The sequence below is a fragment of the Neisseria leonii genome, from assembly GCF_028776105.2.
GTDB classification, from domain to species: domain Bacteria; phylum Pseudomonadota; class Gammaproteobacteria; order Burkholderiales; family Neisseriaceae; genus Neisseria; species Neisseria leonii.
Window position 1 is genome coordinate 1,721,061 of record NZ_CP145606.1, and the last position, 16,527, is coordinate 1,737,587.

At 57.8% G+C, this 16,527-nt stretch carries 14 protein-coding genes and 1 pseudogene; 8 read left to right on the forward strand and 7 right to left on the reverse strand.

The genetic code is table 11. The features are described from left to right. Positions 1-22 precede the first annotated feature (22 nt). The 3 genes from ORY85_RS08235 to ORY85_RS08245 all read left to right on the forward strand — a co-directional run bounded on the left by ORY85_RS08235 (position 23) and on the right by ORY85_RS08245 (position 2,401). Positions 23-964: a DUF3592 domain-containing protein gene (locus ORY85_RS08235; protein WP_274571690.1), complete on the forward strand. Its 942-nt coding sequence runs from the start codon at positions 23-25 to the stop codon at positions 962-964. Between the two features lie 180 nt (positions 965-1,144). Beyond that, entirely contained in the window at positions 1,145-2,032 is an 888-nt protein-coding gene (locus ORY85_RS08240) for a pirin family protein (protein WP_274571691.1), read from the forward strand. Between the two features lie 174 nt (positions 2,033-2,206). Beyond that, positions 2,207-2,401, forward strand: a complete 195-nt coding sequence (locus ORY85_RS08245; protein ID WP_274571692.1) for a hypothetical protein — start codon at positions 2,207-2,209, stop codon at positions 2,399-2,401. A 67-nt stretch (positions 2,402-2,468) separates the two neighbouring features. On the opposite strand, the gene ORY85_RS08250 is transcribed toward ORY85_RS08245, so the two are convergent. Then, positions 2,469-2,663 carry a hypothetical protein gene (locus tag ORY85_RS08250; protein WP_274571693.1) on the reverse strand — a complete coding sequence of 65 codons (195 nt, stop codon included), beginning with the start codon at positions 2,661-2,663 and terminating at the stop codon, positions 2,469-2,471. Between the two features lie 184 nt (positions 2,664-2,847). Between ORY85_RS08250 and ORY85_RS08255 the strand changes: the two genes are divergently transcribed. Beyond that, positions 2,848-4,281 carry an NAD-dependent succinate-semialdehyde dehydrogenase gene (locus tag ORY85_RS08255; RefSeq protein WP_274571694.1) on the forward strand — a complete coding sequence of 478 codons (1,434 nt, stop codon included), beginning with the start codon at positions 2,848-2,850 and terminating at the stop codon, positions 4,279-4,281. Positions 4,282-4,532: 251 nt separating this feature from the next. On the opposite strand, the gene dinG is transcribed toward ORY85_RS08255, so the two are convergent. The 5 genes and pseudogenes from dinG to ORY85_RS08280 all read right to left on the reverse strand — a co-directional run bounded on the left by dinG (position 4,533) and on the right by ORY85_RS08280 (position 10,069). After that, a complete protein-coding gene (dinG, locus tag ORY85_RS08260) occupies positions 4,533-6,662 on the reverse strand; it encodes an ATP-dependent DNA helicase DinG (RefSeq protein ID WP_274571695.1) in 2,130 nt (709 codons plus the stop codon). A gap of 803 nt (positions 6,663-7,465) precedes the next feature. Then, a complete protein-coding gene (gene ruvA / locus ORY85_RS08265) occupies positions 7,466-8,044 on the reverse strand; it encodes a Holliday junction branch migration protein RuvA (RefSeq protein WP_274571696.1) in 579 nt (192 codons plus the stop codon). A 163-nt stretch (positions 8,045-8,207) separates the two neighbouring features. Continuing rightward, a pseudogene (locus ORY85_RS08270) lies at positions 8,208-8,663 on the reverse strand (septal ring lytic transglycosylase RlpA family protein); the annotation flags it as partial. Between the two features lie 177 nt (positions 8,664-8,840). After that, positions 8,841-9,305 (reverse strand): tRNA (cytidine(34)-2'-O)-methyltransferase, encoded by a 465-nt coding sequence (locus ORY85_RS08275; protein ID WP_274571756.1) that lies wholly within the window; start codon positions 9,303-9,305, stop codon positions 8,841-8,843. Between the two features lie 50 nt (positions 9,306-9,355). After that, positions 9,356-10,069: a ComF family protein gene (locus ORY85_RS08280; RefSeq protein ID WP_274571697.1), complete on the reverse strand. Its 714-nt coding sequence runs from the start codon at positions 10,067-10,069 to the stop codon at positions 9,356-9,358. Between ORY85_RS08280 and bioH the strand changes: the two genes are divergently transcribed. From bioH to ORY85_RS08300, 4 genes are all read left to right on the forward strand, one after another. Then, positions 10,068-10,832: a pimeloyl-ACP methyl ester esterase BioH gene (bioH, locus tag ORY85_RS08285; RefSeq protein ID WP_274571698.1), complete on the forward strand. Its 765-nt coding sequence runs from the start codon at positions 10,068-10,070 to the stop codon at positions 10,830-10,832. The genes ORY85_RS08280 and bioH overlap by 2 nt on opposite strands. Before the next feature lie 119 nt (positions 10,833-10,951). Continuing rightward, positions 10,952-11,731 (forward strand): methyltransferase, encoded by a 780-nt coding sequence (locus tag ORY85_RS08290; protein ID WP_274571699.1) that lies wholly within the window; start codon positions 10,952-10,954, stop codon positions 11,729-11,731. A gap of 235 nt (positions 11,732-11,966) precedes the next feature. Further along, positions 11,967-13,049, forward strand: a complete 1,083-nt coding sequence (locus ORY85_RS08295) for a hypothetical protein (protein ID WP_274571700.1) — start codon at positions 11,967-11,969, stop codon at positions 13,047-13,049. Positions 13,050-13,149: 100 nt separating this feature from the next. Continuing rightward, entirely contained in the window at positions 13,150-14,049 is a 900-nt protein-coding gene (locus tag ORY85_RS08300) for a patatin-like phospholipase family protein (protein WP_274571757.1), read from the forward strand. Between the two features lie 154 nt (positions 14,050-14,203). On the opposite strand, the gene ORY85_RS08305 is transcribed toward ORY85_RS08300, so the two are convergent. Beyond that, positions 14,204-15,967, reverse strand: coding sequence for an ABC transporter ATP-binding protein/permease (locus tag ORY85_RS08305; RefSeq protein ID WP_274571701.1), 1,764 nt, complete (start codon positions 15,965-15,967; stop codon positions 14,204-14,206). Positions 15,968-16,527 lie beyond the last annotated feature (560 nt).

Sequence of the window (16,527 nt, forward strand, 5' to 3'; positions counted from 1 at the left end):
AATAGTCATATTAGGCGGATGTATGTTTATTAATAGAAAAAGTAATCACCATTGGATATTGTTGCTTGCTTTATACTTTTTTGCTTTTATTTTTCCTTTGTATTTTTACTATGGAGGAAAATGGCATAACAGTAACTTTGAGGCTATAGGGGGATTGGTACTGGGTATCTTTTTATGGTTGCTATTATTCTGTGTTGTTATTAGGCGAATGCGTAAGCACCAAAAAATACGTTTTCTGTATCAATCGCTTGCAAAACAAGGTCAAAAAGTAAATGCCAGGATTATTGGGAACCATACTCAGCAATCTTCAAAAGGTGCTGTTGTTGATTTGGTGGTGGAATTTGAGAATTTAGCCGGGACTACTGTCCAAACCACAATGAGCTGTATGGATCTCCGTCCTCAAGAGCGACGATACGAAGTAGGGAAAACGCTGATTTTATATTTAAACCGTCAAAGTGGAGAACATTGTCCATTTGCTATTGATGGTGGAGAATTGAACTATAACAAAACAGTAGATATTGTTTTTTTAATCATTGCGATAAGTTATAGCATTACGGCATTTATTATCTCTCATCACCTCTATAGCCAAGGCGATGGCATACGTTGGTTAAGCTTTTTTCATCCTTGGGTATTCTCACCGATGATTGGAATTATCATATATGCGTTTTTGGGAAAAATAGGGCAAGGTTTTTTTAGGGAGCTGAACCAAGAAGAGAAAAATCGTTTGTTGCTGTATGGGCTAAAAACACGGGGTGAAATTATACGGTTTGACATAACGGGCGAGTCCTTGAATGATCAACCTACTATGCTGATTGGATTTAAATATCAGGATAATCAAGGGCATACCCATCAGATAGAACGAAAGCAAACGGTATTTATACATGAGTTATCGGAATGGAAAAAGGGGGATGTGGTTGATTTGCTGTATTTACCGGACCGGCCGGCTATCGTGGATAGGGTGTGAAAAGAGCATTAATATGAAAACCTTATCCATTCTTTTTCCCCGCATCATCATACGAAAGTGGACGCTCGCTTTTTTTATCAATTTTTCTTGTTTATCGGTTTTTAGCCCATACATTCGTCCGGACGATATAAACAACAGAGGCCGTCTGAACGGCCGATACACCGAATCAGGAAGACGACCATGCGCAGAATCAAACAGATTTACCGTACTGACAGCCGCCATTGGGTAGGCGACGGATTTTGGGTGCAGCCCCTGTTTTCGCATATGGGCGAAGATCGCGGCACCGATCCTTTTTTGATGCTCGATTATGCCGCGCCCCATGAGTTTGCGCCGAATGAAACCCGTCCGCCGCGCGGTGTCGGCGCACATCCGCACAAAGGCTTTGAAACCGTTACCATCGCCTATCACGGCGAAGTGGCGCACCGCGATTCGGCCGGTGGCGGGGGCGTGATCCGCGAAGGCGATGTGCAGTGGATGACGGCGGGGCGCGGCATTGTCCACGAAGAATTTCATTCCGAAGCATTCAGCCGCCGCGGCGGGCTGTTTGAAATGGTGCAGTTGTGGGTCAACCTGCCTGCTGCGTCTAAACATACGCCGCCGCGTTACCAGCATTTGGCCAAAGAGCAGATTCCCACCGTGCCGCTGGCCGACGGTGCCGGACACCTGCGCCTGATTGCGGGCGAATATGGCGGCGTGAGCGGTGCGGCTGAAACTTTTACGCCGATTAATGTGTGGGATGTGCAGATCCATGCGGGACAGACGGCCGATCTGGCGGTTCCGTCCGGCCACCGGCTCTTGATGGTGGTGCTGCGCGGACAGGTGCGGTTTTCCGAAGCGGATACGGCAGAAGCGGGACAGCTGGCCGTTTTTGAAGACGGCGGCGATACCGTTTCCATTCACGCGGGCAGCGGGGATGTCAAAATCCTGCTGCTTTCCGGCGAGCCGATAAACGAAGCGGTGGCCGCTTACGGCCCGTTTGTGATGAATACGTCCGAAGAAATCCGTCAGGCACTGAACGATTTCAAACACGGGCGTTTCGGCAGCATCGATGCACATCAGGCCGTCTGAAAGCTAACCGTAGGTCGGATACCGGTATCCGACCTACGTCTACGCCAACGGCACAGTCGGATTCAGACGGCCTGAGCAACGTGGCGGGTGGCAGAGACCGCCCAATCCGGTATAGTCGGTTTGGCGGACGGTATGTCCGCCCGTTTTCCGGCATAAACGACAAAGGAGCCAAACATGACCGAAGCGGAACACGACAATGACACCGGCGTTACGCCGGCTGCCGGGATGGAAGCCGAAGAGCGCGAGCTGGTGATTGAAAATTCGGTGGACGATTTGGTAACGTATGCCGACCGGCCGCTCAGCGACCGGGAAATTGAAGCGGAACGTCTGCATCTGCACGACATCAAGCCGCAGTCCGAAGATATTTGAGGTTTCCGTAGACAGGCCGTCTGAATGGTTGAACAGCTATTTCAGACGGCCTCTGTTTTGCGCGCCGTCAGCGCATCCGCCCGCCTGCGGCCTGCGTCAGTCGGGCGGCGGGACGTGGCAGGCCGCCCGGCAGCACATGCACCGAACTGCGCGGCAGAGCAGGGGTTTTGGCGATGTCGGCACTACCGGCCGGTGTTTGTGCCGGCATATCGGGAATGCGCACGGTTTTGTCGGGCGCGGGAATGATGCTGGCCGGTTTCATCGGATTTAATTGGAACAGTAAAAGGGTTTGACAATCCAGCAGGGGTGTCCTTATATTGTTCAATATATGAATCAAATGTTTAATATATAGAAAAAGTTCTGTAAAAGGGAGGCCGCCGGACGGCCGCTTTTGCGTGATACCGCCTGCGGCAGATGCTGCGGGTACAGGCGGATTGGGAGGCCGTATGAAAACCATCGAACAACTGCTGCAACACCCCGATGTCGGATCTGCTGCATCGGCAGACAGTATCCGGGTCGGCAATCCGGCAACGGGCGAGACGCTGGCGTTTGTGAAACAGACGGGAGCGGCGGAGCTGGCGGAGCGGATTGCACGCGCCGCCGCCGCCCAGCGCGAATGGGCGGCGCAAACGGCTTTGGCGCGCGCGGATATTTTATGGCGCTGGTACGGGCTGATACGGGAAAACAAAGAAAATCTGGCGCGGCTGATGACGATGGAGCAGGGTAAAAGCCTGACCGAATCGCGCGGCGAAATCGATTATGCCGCTTCGTTTGTCCGTTGGTTTGCCGAGCAGGCACGCCGCATCGACGGCGATATTCTGACCGGCGTGAAGCCCGGCCAGAAACTGATGGTCATCCGGCAGCCCATCGGCGTTGCGGCGGCCATCACACCGTGGAATTTCCCGGCCGCCATGATTACCCGCAAGGCCGCCCCGGCACTGGCGGCCGGTTGTGCGATGCTGGTCAAGCCTGCCGCGCTGACCCCGCTTTCTGCGTATGCCCTGGCGGTTTTGGCTGATGAGGCGGGCGTGCCGCAGGATTTGTTTGCCGTCGTGAGCGGCAGTGCGGCAGAAATCGGCGGGGTGTTCGCGCAAAACGAAACCGTGCGCAAAATCAGTTTTACCGGCTCCACCGAGGTGGGTGCGAAAATTTTTGCCGACAGCGGCGCGCAAATCAAAAAACTCAGTTTGGAATTGGGCGGCAATGCGCCGTTTATTGTGTTTGACGATGCCGATTTGGATAAGGCGGTGGCCGGTTTGCTGGCGAGCAAATTCCGCAACAGCGGCCAGACCTGTGTCTGTACCAACCGCGCCTATGTGCAGTCGGGCATTTATGACGAATTTTGCCGCAGGCTGGCCGGTGCGGCGGGCGGCCTGAAACTGGGCAACGGTTTGGCAGACGGTGTCCATCAAGGGCCGCTGATTGAAGAGAATGCCGTGCGCAAAGTGGAGGAACACATTGCCGATGCCCTGTCCAAAGGCGCGGTCTGCCTGACGGGCGGCAAACGCAGCACATTGGGCGGCACGTTTTTCGAGCCGACGGTTTTGAGCGGCGTAACGGCAGAAATGCGGGTGGCGCGGGAAGAAACGTTCGGTCCGCTGTGTCCGGTGTTCCGTTTTAAAACGGAAGCGGAGGTGCTGGCGGCCGCCAACGATACGGAATTCGGCTTGGCGGCCTACTGCTTTACCGGCGATGCCGCCCGCCAGTGGCGGATGGGCGAAGCATTGGAATACGGCATGGTCGGCATCAATACCGGCCTGATCAGCAACGAAGTCGCACCGTTCGGCGGCATCAAAATGAGCGGCCTGGGGCGCGAGGGCAGTAAATACGGTATCGACGAATATCTGGAATTGAAGTATCTGTGTCTGGATTTCGGCTGAATCGGCACGTTCGGGCCGTCTGAATCCGTTCCCGTAGGTCGGATACTTGTATCCGGCACGGATCGGCAAATGAAATGCCGGATACCGGTATCCGACCTACTATTTTGGTGTTTCACGCTTCACCATCATCAAATCAAAAAGCAGGCCGTCTGAAACCGATCTTTTCAGACGGCCTTTGGGTTTTTATTGCGTTTCTGAATGCTGAATACCCGTGCGGATAACCATGTGGGGCGGCCGGTGTGCCACACCGTTTAACCGATGCGTTTGAACGGCGGCAGGCAGGCGAGCATCTGGCGGCCGTAGTTTTGGGTTTGGACGCGGTTGTCGAGTATGGTGACGCGGCCGTAGTCGCTTTCGGTGCGGATCAGGCGGCCGACGGCCTGTACCAGCTTGATGCTGGCTTCGGGTACGGTGATTTCGATAAACGGATTGCCGCCGCGCTGTTCGATCCAACGGTTTTGGGTTTTTTCGACCGGATTGTCGGGCATGGAAAACGGCAGTTTGGCGATAATGACCTGCACGCAGGCCAATCCCGGCAAGTCCAGCCCTTCGGCGAAGCTGTCCAGCCCGAAAATGATGCTGGCGCGGCCGTCTGAAACGGCTTGATGGTGTCTTTCCAGCAGTACGGCTTTGGGCAGTTCGCCCTGCACCAACAGCAGCGGCAGGTGGCTTTCGGGCAGGCGCAGGGCGACTTCCTGCATCTGTTTGCGCGAGGAAAACAGCACCAGCGTACCGACGGCTTCATCGGGCGCAATCAGCTTGGGCAGCCACTCGGCCACGGCGGCGGTGTGGGCGGCGGGGTCTTTGGGGCTGGCGGCCACGGGCGGCAGATACAGCTCGCCCTGTGCCGCAAAATCGAACGGGCTTTGCAGGGCGAGGGTGGTGGTTTCGGGCAGCCAGTGCAGGCCGGTTTGGCGCAGGATCAGATTGAAACTGCCCAGCGATTGCAGGGTGGCGGAGGTGAGCAGCGCACCGGCGGCGCGCCGCCATAATTGGTTGGCCAGATAAGACGCGCTGCTGATGGGGCTGGCGTGGAAAATATAGTCGTTTTTGTCGTCGAGACGGCGGCTGATCCATTTGGCCAGCGGTGCTTCGCCTTCGGGCGGCACGGTGGCGATCAAATCCCATGTGGCGGAAATCTGCTCGATGCGCGCGCGGAACATGCCCAGTTCGCTGCTGAGGCGGTCGATTTGCGCGCTGTTCTGGTCTTTGTCGCGCCGTGCGGCCGAGAGGGCGTCGTTCAGGCTGTTGGCGTGTTTGTAGAGGCTGCGCGCGGCAACGGCGGTATTGGAAACGGCGGTTTCCAGATGTTCGGGGATTTTGCCGTCCTGCCACAGCCAGACGGATTCGCCGTGTTCGGAAGGCCTCAATTCGGCGGCTTCGGACAGGTGGAACTGCCATTCGTGCAGGCTTTCGAGCAGGGCGGCGGCCGCTTCGTCGGCCAGATTGGCCAAATCCGCTTTGTCGGTCAGCGCGGCGATTTTGCCGGTCAGGGCGGGCAGTTTTTCCAGAATCCATGCGGCCTGATTCCACGAATGCTCGGCGGCAAAGCGGCTCAGGGCTTTTTTGGGCAGGTGGTGCGCCTCGTCGATACAGTAGAAACTGTTTTCGGGCGCGGGCAGAATCACGCCGCCGCCCATGGCGGCATCGACCAGCAGCAAATCGTGGTTGGCGACGACGACATCCACCGTTTCCAGCGTGTCGCGTGCCAGATAAAACGGGCATTCGGCACGGTTGGGGCAGGCGGCTTTCAGGCAGCCGTAGTTGTCGTTATTGACTTTCTGCCACACGGCATCGTCGATTTTTTCCGGCCAAGTGTCGCGGTCGCCGTTGAAGCGGCGGGCGGCAAACGCATCGGCGATGTCGCGCAGACTTTGCAGCTCTTCGGGCTTGGGTTTGCTGTCCCACAGCACGGCGGGGGCATCGAAACCGGCCAGCGTTTGCTGGGCGTTGTTTTGCGTCAGCTGGTAGAGTTTGTAGGGACACAGATAGCGGCCGCGCCCTTTGGCCAGAGCGAACGTGAGTTCCAGCCCGCTTTTTTCCACCACAAACGGCAGGTCGCGGTCGACCAGCTGCTCCTGCAATGCCACCGTCGCGCTGGAAACAATCAGCTTTTTGCCGCGCGTTTGTGCCATGATGCCGCCCGCCAGCAGGTAGGCCAGACTTTTGCCCACGCCGGTGGGCCCTTCCACCACGACAATGCTTTCACCTTCGCGTTTGGGTGCATCTTCGCCCTCGGTGCGGGTTTGCGTGCGCGAAAACGCGTTGGCCACGGCCGCAATCATCTCGCGCTGGGCGGCGCGCGGGCGGAACTGCGGCAGGTTTTGCGCAATGGCGCGGTAGTGGTCGCGGATGGCGTTTTTTTCTAAGTCGGTGAGCATAAAGGCCGTCTGAAAAGGAGTGCGGCGGGAAACGGGTTATTTTAGCATTGTTCGGTGTGTTGCTGTTTCGGGCAGACAGATGCAGCGTTGTATTGGGCAGTGTGGTTGGATAGGTTTGGCGGTTGCGTTTTTTTATACCGCATGGTGTCGGCGGAGCGGGCAGGGCAAAGGAGGTGTCGGATTCGGGAATCCGGCATACGGCAGATTGTTGCGGTGCTGCAACTGAAATACTGCAGGGCAGAATGAAATAATGGTTGGAAAATCATGATATTTGAACCGGCAAACAGGCCGTCTGAAACCTTTCCGCAGGTTTTCAGACGGCCTGTCGTGTTTTTTGGCTTGCTGTTGATGCTCCGTAACCGTGTTTTGCCTTCGGGCGGCTGTATATCCGAGCATCACGGAATGATGCCGGCAATACCGAATAGATAATGGCGGCGGCACCGCCGGTCAGCCCGCCGGTTTATGGCTTTTTGTGCGGGCAGGGTGTCGGATTCGGGAATCCGGCCTGCGCAGGTATCAGGCCGTCTGAATAGGCAGGCGGCGGTGTGGGTTGGAATCTGTCTCCGGTTTTGTGTTGCAAGCCCTTGGATTTGGGCAGAGAGATGGTGGTGATGTAGGCCGGATTCTCGCAGATGTAGGTCGGATACTTGTATCCGACAGTCAAAAAATCGGGTAATGGTTGGGGTGCTGCTTGGATTGGGTAAACAGAAATGTGCTCCACTCGTTTTAGCTGTGCAGAAATAGTGATCCACACTATTTTTAGCTTCGCAGAAACCACGTTTTCAGACGGCCTTGGATTGGGATTATTTCAGCAGGTTTTTCAGTGCGAGCCGCACGCCTTCGCCGACTTCGGTGCCGGGGGCGATGCCTTTGACGGCGGTGCGCGCTTCGCGTTCGTTGTAGCCCAAGGCCAGCAGGGTGCTGATGATGTCGTCGGTTTCATCGGCAGGCTGCGGGGCAGACAGGGTGTCGGATGGGGCGGCTGCGAGTTTGCCGCGCAGTTCGAGAATCATGCGCTCGGCGGTTTTTTTACCGATGCCGGGGGCGGAGGAGAGGCGTTTGATGTCTTCCTGTGCCACGGCTTGTGCCAGTTCTTCCGCGCTCATGGCCGATAAGATGCCCAGCGCGGTTTTTGCGCCGATGCCGCCTACTTTGACCAATTGGCGGAATGTGGCGCGTTCGGCCGCCGTGGCAAAGCCGAACAGCAGGTGTGCATCTTCGCGTACCACCAGTTGCGTATAGATTTTTACGGTTTCGCCCAAGGGCGGCAGTTGGTAGAAAGTCTGCATGGAAACGTCGACTTCGTAGCCTACGCCGTTGATGTCGATGACGATTTGCGGCGGCTGTTTTTCGATGAGTTTTCCGGTGAGACGGCTGATCATGGGGATTGTCCTGATAAAAAAGCGATTGTACAAAACAAAACGGCCTGTGTGTCAGGTGTTTCCCGATACACAGGCCGTCTGAAAACGGTGAGCAGCACCGTTTCTGCGCAGCTAAAACAGGCGCTCAGATGGCGGTTTGGGCTTTGGTGTCCGTATCGTTTTGACGGCCCGGCACGATTTGTTCCACGCGCACGTTGGCCGTACCCCGGTTGATGAAGCCCAGTTTCTGTGCGGCGGCTTTGGAGACATCGACCACGCGGCCGGCGTGGAAAGGGCCGCGGTCGTTGATGCGGACAATCACGCTTTTGCCGTTGGCCAGATTGGTAACACGCGCATAGCTCGGAATGGGCAGTGTGCGGTGGGCGGCGGTCATCATATTCATGTCGAATTTTTCGCCGCTGGACGTTTTTTTGCCGTGGAATCCGGGGCCGTACCAAGAGGCGCGGCCGGTTTCGCTGAAGCTTTCTACTGTTTTGCTCGGGTAGTAGCGCTTGCCCGCGACTTTATAGCTGAGATTGGCACTGCGGTGCAGCGGTTCTGCTTTGACGGAAGCGGCATCGGCTGCGCGGCCGGAGGCGTGTGCGGCAGGCGTCAGGAGCGCGGCGGAAGCGAGGGCCAGGGCGCTCAGGGCGCCGGCCAGGCGAGCAGGGTAGCAGTTGGCTTGGTTCAAAACGGGTTCCAATTCTTGAGTTAATCTTGTTGTGCCGGGTCTGTTTTTATTCTGATACGGCTGTGCTGCCTGATGCAGCAGTCGGTTGCTTGCCGGAAAACGGGTTGCGGCGTTTTTCAGACGGCCTCAACTGCCGCCGGCAAAATCGTGTTGCCGCCATGCTTCAAACAGCATCACGGCAACGGTATTGGACAAATTCATGCTGCGGCTACCCGGCTTCATCGGCAGACGCAGTTTTTGTGCCTCGGGCAGGCTGTCGAGTATTTCGGGCGGCAGGCCGCGCGTTTCGGGGCCGAACAAAAATACATCGCCTGCTTCAAAGGCGGTGCGGTCGGGGCGGCTGCGGCCTTTGGTCGTCAGGGCGAAAATGCGCCGGCCGGACAGGGCGTTCAGACAACTGTCAAAATGTTCGTGTACCGTTACGCTGGCAAATTCGTGATAGTCTAGGCCGGCGCGCTTCATTTTGGCCGAATCGAGCGGGAAGCCGAGCGGTTTGACCAGGTGCAGGTCGGCACCGGTATTGGCGCACAGGCGGATAATATTGCCCGTATTCGGCGGGATTTCCGGCTGGTACAGCACAACAGTAAACATAAAAATCAGCCACTTAAACCGCGACATGATGCGGATAAATTCGGCAGCCGTCAAGATTTTTGCATTCCGGCCTGTGCCAGTACCCAGCCGGAAATTTCGGCAGCCCCCGCCTGCCTTAGCGTCCGCGCCAGTTCGAAAATCGTGCTGCCGCTGGTGAAAACATCATCGATTATCAGGATTTTACGGTTTTTAACGTTGGGTTCGGCACGAAAGATGCCGTGCACGTTTTTCCGGCGTTCGGCGTAGGGCAGTGTGCTCTGCGGCGGGGCAGGCCGTCTGAAAACCGCTCCGTGCGGCAGCAGCGGTAGGGAAAAGCGGCGGGAAACGGCTTCGGCGAGCAGGTCGCACTGGTTAAACCCGCGTTCGATGCGCCGCGTGCGGCTCAGCGGCATGGCCAAAACCGCATCGGGCGGCGAAGCGGCTAGGTGTGCGGGCGGGCAGGCCAGCATCATGCCGCACAGTGCGGCGGCCAGATCGATTTTTCCCAAATGCTTGTATTGGTGCAAAATACCTGCCAGCGGCGGTTCGTAGAAAAACGAGGCGTGCAGGTGTGCCAGCGGCGGCGGTTTTTTCTGACAGCTGCCGCAGGGCGTGCTGCCATTGCCGCGTCCGCCGCATTGCGGGCAGAATTGCGCCGCCGGGCGCGCCAGATGGCGCAGGTCGGCCAGGCAGGCGGTGCAGACGGCGCAGCCTGCGCGGGAATCGTGGCATAATAAACAGTTTCGGGCAGCGGCAAAGCGTTGGGGGAAGGAAGCGGAAAACATGGCACACTCCGGCAAAAAACTTTATCTGATACACGGTTGGGCGGCGAACCGCCATATTTTCGACGGCTGGTCGGCGCATTTTCCCGCCGACTGGCAGATTACCGCCCTCAACCTGCCCGGCCACGGCGGTGCGCCGTTTGACGGTGTATTCGACGTGGCGGCGGCGGCCGACGGTTTGGCCGCGCAGATGGACGACGGCGCGCTGGTGTTGGGCTGGTCGCTCGGCGGTTTGGCCGCGCTGTTTCTGGCGGCGCGCCACCCGCGGAAAGTGCGCGGCCTGTGTCTGTGCGCGAGTTTCGCCAAGTTTCTCGCCGCCGAAGATTATCCCGAGGGCTTGGCACCGACATCATTGGTGAAAATGGCCGACTGCTTCGAGCAAGACTATCACAAATATATGCAGCAGTTTGTGCAGATGCAGTTTCTGTATGCCAAAGAGCGGCAGGCGGCCGTGATGGCGCAACTGTTTCCCGCCCTGACAGCCGACGGCGCGCCCGCTGCTTTGCGTGCGGCTTTGGACGGTGCGGCACACGCCGATGCGCGCGGCCTGCTGGCGGACATTTGCGTGCCGGTTCTGCTGGTGTACGGCGGCAAAGACCGGATTACCCCTGTGCGGTTGGGGGAATACCTGCAACGGCATCTGCCCGATGCGCGGCTGGAAATCATCGGGCAGGCGGCACATGCGCCGTTTCTCAGCCATGCAGACGGATTTGCCGCGCTGCTGGCCGGTTTTGCCCAGACCCGCGTGTGGCCGCAGGCCGTCTGAAAACGGGTGTAAACCGCATGGCCGCACAGTTTTGAACGGTTGCCCCCCATCCGAACCATGATTTTCAGACGGCCTGCCGTTTCCGCCACACATTTTCCCGCAATCACTCGGACAGGCTGATGATGCAGCAAGACAAATGGACCATCCACCGCTATCTGGCCGAACAGGCCGATGCGCGCCTCGACTGGCTCAAACGCGAGCCGGAACAGATTTTTCTGGCCGGTGCCGACGGCGATTGCAGCCGCCGCCTGCTGGCCGCGCGTTATCCCCATGCCCGTTTCAGCGAATTTGATGCCCGCGCCGACTATCTGGCCGAAGCGGCCGCCTCCCGGCAGGGCGGTTGGCTGGCGCGTTTGGGCGGGCGGCGCAAAACCGTGCAGTACTGTCAGGCGGCCGACACACCGCTGCCCGCCGCCGGTGCAGATATGCTGTGGTCCAACCTCGGCCTGATAACGGCGCGGGAAGCCGTGCCGGTATTCGGGTGCTGGGCCGATGCGCTGAAAACCGACGGTCTGCTGTTTTTCACCCATTTCGGTGCCGACAGCCTGAGCGGCCTGCGCACGTTTTGGGCGGAACACGGTATCCGCACCGATGCGCCGCTGTTGCGGGATATGCACGATTTGGGCGATATGCTGTTCCACAACGGTTTTTACGACCCCGTGATGGACACGGCACGGCTGGTATTGGACTACCGCGATGCCGGTGTAATGTACCGCGATATGCAGGCCGTCGGCCTGTGGCAGGCGTTGAACCTGTCGGACGGGCAGGCCGCGCTCGACCTGCTGCGCCCCCGTTTTTCAGACGGCCTGAGCATCACGCTGGAAACCGTGTTCGGCCATGCCCTCAAACGGCCGCAGCTGGCCGAGGGCGAACAGGCCGTGCAGTTTGTCCGGCAGTAAAGAAAGGTAAGGACTGATTTTATTTGTGCTTTTGTGATGTTGGGTTAAACGGCCGCGAAGGCGGCTTCCCAAGCTGCCCGGAAAGCTGAATCCGCCGCGTGCGGCCGCGGCTGCTTTGCAAATGTAAAAAAGCGTGATTGCTGTGTGGTGTAGTGCTGTGTTATTTCTGAAAAAAGCAGTAGAAACATGCAGTAAAACAACAACAACGGAAAAATATCACGAAAGGAAGTCTTCCATGGATCTGAATACCATCAAGCAAGTGCAGAGCAAACAGTCTTATCCCAGTGTTACCATTACCCTGCCGACTTACCGCACCTCGCCCGATAACGATAAAGACGTTATCCGCCTGAAAAATCTGGTCGGCGAAGCCGTCGGCCGGCTGGAAAACGAATTCGGCAAGCGCGAAACCGCCGATATTGTCGAAGCCGTCAACCGTTTGGCCGATTCGGTCGATAACGAGCAGAACTTGGACGGCCTGGTGATTTTCGCCAGTGCCGAATATGCTGAAATGTTCCGCCTGCCGTTCCGCGTACCGGAGCGCGTAACCATTGCCGACAACTTCCTCACCCGCGACTTGGTTTTCGCCCTGAACCGCAGCCCGCTGTACCTGCTGACCGTTTTGAGCGAACACGGCACGCGCCTGTTTGTCGGACAGAAGGAAAATCTGGACGAAATCGAAGCCTACGGCTTCCCGTTCAGCATTGAAAATGCGGCGGCCGATGCAGGCCCGAGCCAGGACATCAGCCATGTGCGCGACCAGATGGTTACCGACAAAATGCGCGAAGTCGGTCAGGCATTGGCCGAGGCGCAGGCACAGATTCCCGCCCCGCTGGCAGTGTTGGGCGTAGACCGCAATATCGGCCATTTCAAGGACGGTGCGGCGGCGGTGGCCGATAAGGTGATGCTGTATATTCACGGCGGCCACAACAGCGACAATGCGCACGAACTGGGTCAGACCGTTTGGCCGCAAGTTAAAGAAGCATTGGCCGCAGAGCGTTTGAAAGTGTTTGACGAGCTGGGCAATGCCAAAGGCAACCAGCTGTTTGCCGGCGGCCTGAACGAAGTGTGGCAGGCGGCGGTGGACGGGCGTACCGAGCTGCTGGTGGTGGAAGAAGACCTGCACATTGCTGCCGAAGTCAGCGGAGACGGCCGCAAGCTGACGGAAACTGCCGATGCCCAAGGCGAATGCGCTTATGACGATATTGTCGATGAAATCATCGAAAAAGTACTGGCAGCTGGCGGACGGGTGAAATTTGTCGATAACGGCAGCTTAGCCGAACACGCCGAGCGCGGGCTGGCCGCCGTAACCCGCTATTGACCGCCCGCCCCGTTGCCGGACAGTATGCAGGCCGTCTGTTTTCAGACGGCCTTTTTCCTTATAATCCCGTACGTTGGAACCATCGGATTGGAGAATGGCGATGAAACATGCTCTGACCCGCCGCGTGTCGGCGGTTTTGGCCCTGCTGGTGCTGGCTGCCTGCGGTACGGCGGGGAAAGAGCCCGCCCCGCAGGCATCTGTCCCCGCACCCAAGCCTAAGCCGCAGGCGGTTATCGGTATTGCGCTGGGCGGCGGCGCGTCCAAAGGTTTTGCCCATATCGGTATTTTGAAAGTGTTGCAGCAGAACCGTATCCCCGTGCGGGTGGTGACCGGCACGTCAGCCGGTTCGATTGTCGGCAGCCTGTATGCTTCGGGTATGTCGCCCGACCGTTTGGAGTTGGAAGCGGAAATTCTGGGGAAAACCGATTTGGTGGATTTGACGCTTTCCACCAGCGGCTTTATCCGCGGCCAAAAACTGGAAGACTACATCAACCGCAAAGTCGGTCAGCGCAGCATCCAGCAGTTTCCGCTGAAATTTGCGGCGGTGGCGACGGATTTTTCCAGCGGGAAAGCGGTGGCGTTCAACTACGGTAATGCCGGTCAGGCGGTGCGTGCGTCGGCGGCGATTCCGAATGTGTTCCAGCCGGCCGTCATCGGCGGGCGGCGCTATGTGGACGGCGGGCTGGCACAGCCTGTCCCTGTGAGTGCGGCGCGGGCGCAGGGGGCGAATTTTGTGATTGCGGTGGATATTTCCGCCCGCCCCAGCAGCAATGCGGCCGAAGGCTTTTTCTCTTATCTGGACCAGACGCTGAATATTATGAGTACGGGCGCGCTGCAAAGCGAGCTGGCCAAAGCCGATGTGGTCATCAGGCCTGCGGTGTTGGAGTTGGGCGCGGTGGGCGGTTTCGACCAGAAGCAGCGGGCGATCCGTTTGGGCGAAGAAGCCGCGCGTGCGGCTTTGCCCGAAATCCGGCGCAAATTGGCGGCCTACCGTTATTGAGAAGGCCGTCTGAATAGGGGATACGCGGGTTTCGGCTGTGCCGGACCCGCGTTGCTGTTTTAGGGTTCGGCAGCCGGATACGCGCGGCAGACGGCATACCGGATTCAGACGGCCTGCTGCTGCGGGCTGCCGTGTGCAGGGGCGGCAGGCGGAGTCAGCAGGCCGCGTTGCCCACCCGCATATGGCGGTTGTGGAATGCCCCCAATGTGCCGCGATGGCCGATGCTGACGATGATGCTGTCGGGCAGGCGGCGGATTAAGGAGTAGAGCGCGGCTTCGGTGTCTTCGTCGAGCGCGGCGGTGGCTTCGTCCAGCAGAACCATGTGCGGACGCATCAGCAGAATGCGTACAAACGCCACACGTTGCAGTTCGCCGGGCGAAAGCAGATTCTGCCAGTCTTCGTTGTCGTCCAGCCTGTCGGCCAGATGGCTCAGACGGCAGTCGCGCAGGGCGGTTTCCAGTCCGGGGTGGAAGGGGTCGATGTCGGGATAGCACACGGCTTCGCGCAGGCTGCCCTGAGGGGTGTACGGTCGTTGCGGCACAAACAGGATATGCCGCGCTTCGGGGCGGCGGATCAGGCCGCTGCTGCCGAACGGCCACAGCCCGGCCAGCGTGCGCAGCAGGGAGGTTTTGCCGCAGCCGCTGGGGCCTTGAATCAGGAGTGCGTCGCCACGGCGGGCTTGGAGGTTCAGCCCGTCCAGCAGCGGTGTGCCGTCGTGGCGGTACAGGGTAACGTTTTCCAGCGTGAGGCCGTCTGAACGGCCGTCTACCGACGGCTGCTGCCGCAGCGGGTCGGGGCGGGTGTTGGTCAAGAAACCGTCCAGGCGTTCCAGACGGGCGCGGTAGGCGGTGAACTGTTCGTAAAAATTGCGGAAAAACGATAAGGCGCGCTGCAAGCGGTTGAATGCCTGAACGGTTTGGTGCATATCGCCGATTTTAATCTGTCCGGCAAAAAAGCGCGGTGCCTGCAACATCAGCGGTAAAAGCTGCACGCCCTGTGTCAGCAGATCGTTGAAGCCGTTGAGCGCGACGCTTTGGCGGGCAATCTGCCAGCGGTTGCGGATAATGGCGGCAAAACGCTCGGACAGCTGCTGTTTTTCGCGCCATTCGCCGTTGTAAAACGCCACGCTCTCGGCATGGTCGCGCACGCGGATTAAGGAATAGCGGTAATCGCCGTTGAGCTTTTCGTTGTCGTAATGGTAGCGGATCAGCGGTTTGCCGATCCACATGGCCGCAGCGGTGGACAGCAGCACGAAAATGAACACGAAAAACACCATGCCGCGCGGAATCTCCACGCCGAACAGGTTCAAAATCCCCGACAGCCCCCACAGCACAATGGTAAATTCGACGGCCGAAATCACCGAGTTGAGCATTCCGCGCACAAATTCGATGGTCGAGGCGATAAATTCCTGCGCGTCCTGCTGGATGCGCTGGTCGATATTGTCGGGTGCGTGGCGGCGCATTTGCAGGCGGTAGTAGTTTTTGTCGGCCAGCCAGCGCTCGGTCAGCACGGCATTGAGTTTTTCCGACCATTTAATTGCCAGCGCCTGATCGAGAAAATCGTTGATGATGCCGTTGAGCGTGCGCATCAGCACCACGCCCGCATTAATCAGGGCGAAAAACCAGAACGCTTCGGCTTTCACGTCTTGCAGTGCGCTGTATAAGCCGTTGTAGAAAAACGTATTTAAGACATTTAAACGGATTTCGGTCAGCAGAAGCAGTATCATCAGCACAACGGCCGACGCAGTTTTGATGCCGCTCTTTTTGTCGAGGCAGGGGCGCAGAATATGCCAAAACTGCCGGCCGAAGCGGGTTTTCCCCGCCAAAAAAACCATCAGTACCGAGGCAGCCAGTACGCCGCCCAAGGTTTGAACCAGCCACAGCGGGCTGTCATTGAGTTCGATTTGCCATTTTTCCATAATTGATTCGATAAAATGCGCCCGAGGCCGTCTGAATGGCGGGCAGGCTGTTTTCGTTGCGCAGCCATCGTGCCGTGCACGATTTGAGCTCCGCAGAAACTCTGTTTTAGCTTCGCAGAAACTCGTTTCACTCGTTTTAGCTGCGCAGAAACGGTGCTGCGCACCGTTTTCAGACGGCCTTCGGGCGGGTTGGGCATCACATCGGTCCGGCTGTGGGCGGATAAGCCGCACCGGCCGCCGGGATTCCGAGTGTGATGGTGTAGCTAAATTACTCCGCCGGCGAAAAAATTTGTGTCTTTTCGGTAATTTTTCTTTGGTTTGTGATTATAATACGCCTGATTGATGAAATTGAAGACAATTATCAAATTAATTTTCTTTTAAGCCGATAGATAAATTGACCGAAGAGAGAAATTTTATGAAAAAGCAAAAGCATCAAATTGCACTGCTGCCCCTGCTGCTGGTTCAGGCTTGGGCTTATGCGGATACTGTTCCTGAGGCTGCCGAGCAGACGCAAATCGATACGGTGGTGGTAAAAGGCCGGGCGGCAAAGTCGTTTTCCG

Coding starts and splice junctions, on each gene's coding strand:
- ORY85_RS08255 (WP_274571694.1), top strand. CDS start 2,848: ATGAAAACCATCGAACAACTGCTGCAACACCCCGATGTCGGATCTGCT.
- ORY85_RS08240 (WP_274571691.1), top strand. CDS start 1,145: ATGCGCAGAATCAAACAGATTTACCGTACTGACAGCCGCCATTGGGTA.
- ORY85_RS08275 (WP_274571756.1), bottom strand. CDS start 9,305: ATGTTTACTGTTGTGCTGTACCAGCCGGAAATCCCGCCGAATACGGGC.
- ORY85_RS08235 (WP_274571690.1), top strand. CDS start 23: ATGTTTATTAATAGAAAAAGTAATCACCATTGGATATTGTTGCTTGCT.
- ORY85_RS08295 (WP_274571700.1), top strand. CDS start 11,967: ATGGATCTGAATACCATCAAGCAAGTGCAGAGCAAACAGTCTTATCCC.
- ORY85_RS08245 (WP_274571692.1), top strand. CDS start 2,207: ATGACCGAAGCGGAACACGACAATGACACCGGCGTTACGCCGGCTGCC.
- bioH (WP_274571698.1), top strand. CDS start 10,068: ATGGCACACTCCGGCAAAAAACTTTATCTGATACACGGTTGGGCGGCG.
- ORY85_RS08280 (WP_274571697.1), bottom strand. CDS start 10,069: ATGTTTTCCGCTTCCTTCCCCCAACGCTTTGCCGCTGCCCGAAACTGT.
- ORY85_RS08250 (WP_274571693.1), bottom strand. CDS start 2,663: ATGAAACCGGCCAGCATCATTCCCGCGCCCGACAAAACCGTGCGCATT.
- ORY85_RS08305 (WP_274571701.1), bottom strand. CDS start 15,967: ATGGAAAAATGGCAAATCGAACTCAATGACAGCCCGCTGTGGCTGGTT.
- ruvA (WP_274571696.1), bottom strand. CDS start 8,044: ATGATCAGCCGTCTCACCGGAAAACTCATCGAAAAACAGCCGCCGCAA.
- dinG (WP_274571695.1), bottom strand. CDS start 6,662: ATGCTCACCGACTTAGAAAAAAACGCCATCCGCGACCACTACCGCGCC.
- ORY85_RS08290 (WP_274571699.1), top strand. CDS start 10,952: ATGATGCAGCAAGACAAATGGACCATCCACCGCTATCTGGCCGAACAG.
- ORY85_RS08300 (WP_274571757.1), top strand. CDS start 13,150: ATGAAACATGCTCTGACCCGCCGCGTGTCGGCGGTTTTGGCCCTGCTG.